The sequence below is a fragment of the Variovorax glucosi genome (genome assembly GCF_051216695.1).
Lineage (GTDB): Bacteria > Pseudomonadota > Gammaproteobacteria > Burkholderiales > Burkholderiaceae_C > Variovorax.
This window is the reverse complement of the sequence record NZ_JBPJZE010000110.1, coordinates 1-1,400: the sequence shown is the minus strand read 5'-3', so window position 1 is coordinate 1,400 and position 1,400 is coordinate 1. Positions and strand designations below refer to the sequence as shown.

The following is a 1,400-nucleotide window of genomic DNA, read 5'->3' as shown; positions in this document are numbered from 1 at the left end:
CAGTGGCCGGCCCGTCGCGCCGAGCACCGGCGTGACGAAGGGCGGTGCGCGATGCGTGATCATGAGCATCAGCCCGCCCCCTTCGACCGGAACCACGTCGCCGGCCTGCGCTGCCAGCGTGCCGGCCCAGGCACCCGCGGCGTTGACCAGATGGGTTGCATCGAAGTTGCCGCGCGTGGTTGCCACATGCCAGCGGCCGGCGCGATGGTCGATGCGTTCGACGCGCGTCTCCTCGTGCACTTCTGCGCTGGCGCGTTGAGATGCCAGCCGGAACGCGGTGACGGCACGGTACGGCAAGGCATGGCCGTCGTCGCGCACCCAGATACCGCCGACGACGTGCGGCGCAATGGCGGGCACGAGCTCGCGCACCTGTCGGGCGTCGACGAGTTCTTCATGGTCAAAACCGAGCGAATGCAGATGCGCAACGGTGTCGCGCAGCGTCTGCAGTTCGTCGTCGGTCTCGGCAACCTTCAGCTGGCCGCTGGGCGCGAAACCCGCGTCATCGCCGACGAGCTCGGCCAGCCGGTGCCACATTGCCCGCGACGCCAGCGCGAGTGGAATTTCGGCGACGTGGCGCCCGAGCGTTCGCACGCCGCCCGCGTTCACGCCGGAAGCATGGCGGCCGCAGAACTCGGCCTCGAGCACGATGACCGCCAGCCCGCGCCGCGCAAGATGCAGCGCGCTCGACAGGCCGTGCAGGCCGCCGCCAACGACGATCACATCTGCCGATCGCTTCATTCCGCGCCCGCGAGCTCGCCGAGCGAGATCGGCTTGATCGGCGGTCGGATGCGGTAGTAGCCCACTTCGGCCGGCGTCACGCCGCGCGCGTCCGCGATCAGCTCGGTCACGGTCAGGCCGCACTGGCGCCCCTGGCACGGCCCCATGCCGCAGCGCCCGAAGGCCTTTGCCTGATTCGGCCCATCGCAGCCGAGCGCCACGAAATGGCGGATGTCGCCAGCGGCCACTTCTTCGCAGCGGCACACGATCACGTCGTCGGCCGGAATGCGGTTGGCCTTCTTGGGCCGGTACAGCGCATCGAGGAAGGGGCGGATGCGCAGGTGCTCGCGCAACGATGCGCGAAGCGGCGCGGCGAGCCTGTCGCGCTCGGCCTTCGCGCAGCGTTTTCGCGAGCGGGTGGGACAGGCGCCGCTGGAGTACCTCACGCAGTGGCGCATGTTCAAGGCCGGCAATATGCTGGGGCAAGGCAACGCGGCCCTGGGCGCGATCGCAGGGGCGGTGGGCTACGAGTCGGAGGCGGCGTTCAGCAAAGCCTTCAAGCGCGAGAAAGGGATGGCGCCCGGTGCGTGGCGGGTGGCGGCGCGCGAAGGCGCTGTCGCTGCATAGCGGCCCTTTTTCTCTTCAGACCTTCTTCGAGCCTTCGGCTGCCTTGAACTGCGCGG

General features: G+C 69.7%; 1 protein-coding gene and 2 pseudogenes. 1 reads left to right on the top strand and 2 read right to left on the bottom strand.

Annotation, left to right across the window (positions count from 1 at the left end):
* Together ACSFA3_RS23340 and ACSFA3_RS23335 are read right to left on the bottom strand one after the other, a co-directional pair.
* Positions 1-738, bottom strand: a 738-nt coding sequence (locus tag ACSFA3_RS23340; RefSeq protein ID WP_435507812.1) for an NAD(P)/FAD-dependent oxidoreductase, incomplete at its 3' end; no start/stop codon positions are given.
* Positions 735-1,112, bottom strand: a pseudogene (locus ACSFA3_RS23335) ((2Fe-2S)-binding protein); the annotation flags it as partial. The pseudogene ACSFA3_RS23335 and the gene ACSFA3_RS23340, both read right to left, overlap by 4 nt.
* On the opposite strand from ACSFA3_RS23335, the pseudogene ACSFA3_RS23330 reads away from it, so the two are divergent.
* A pseudogene (locus ACSFA3_RS23330) lies at positions 1,084-1,344 on the top strand (helix-turn-helix domain-containing protein); the annotation flags it as partial. The pseudogenes ACSFA3_RS23335 and ACSFA3_RS23330 sit on opposite strands and share 29 nt — an antisense overlap.
* Positions 1,345-1,400: the final 56 nt, after the last annotated feature.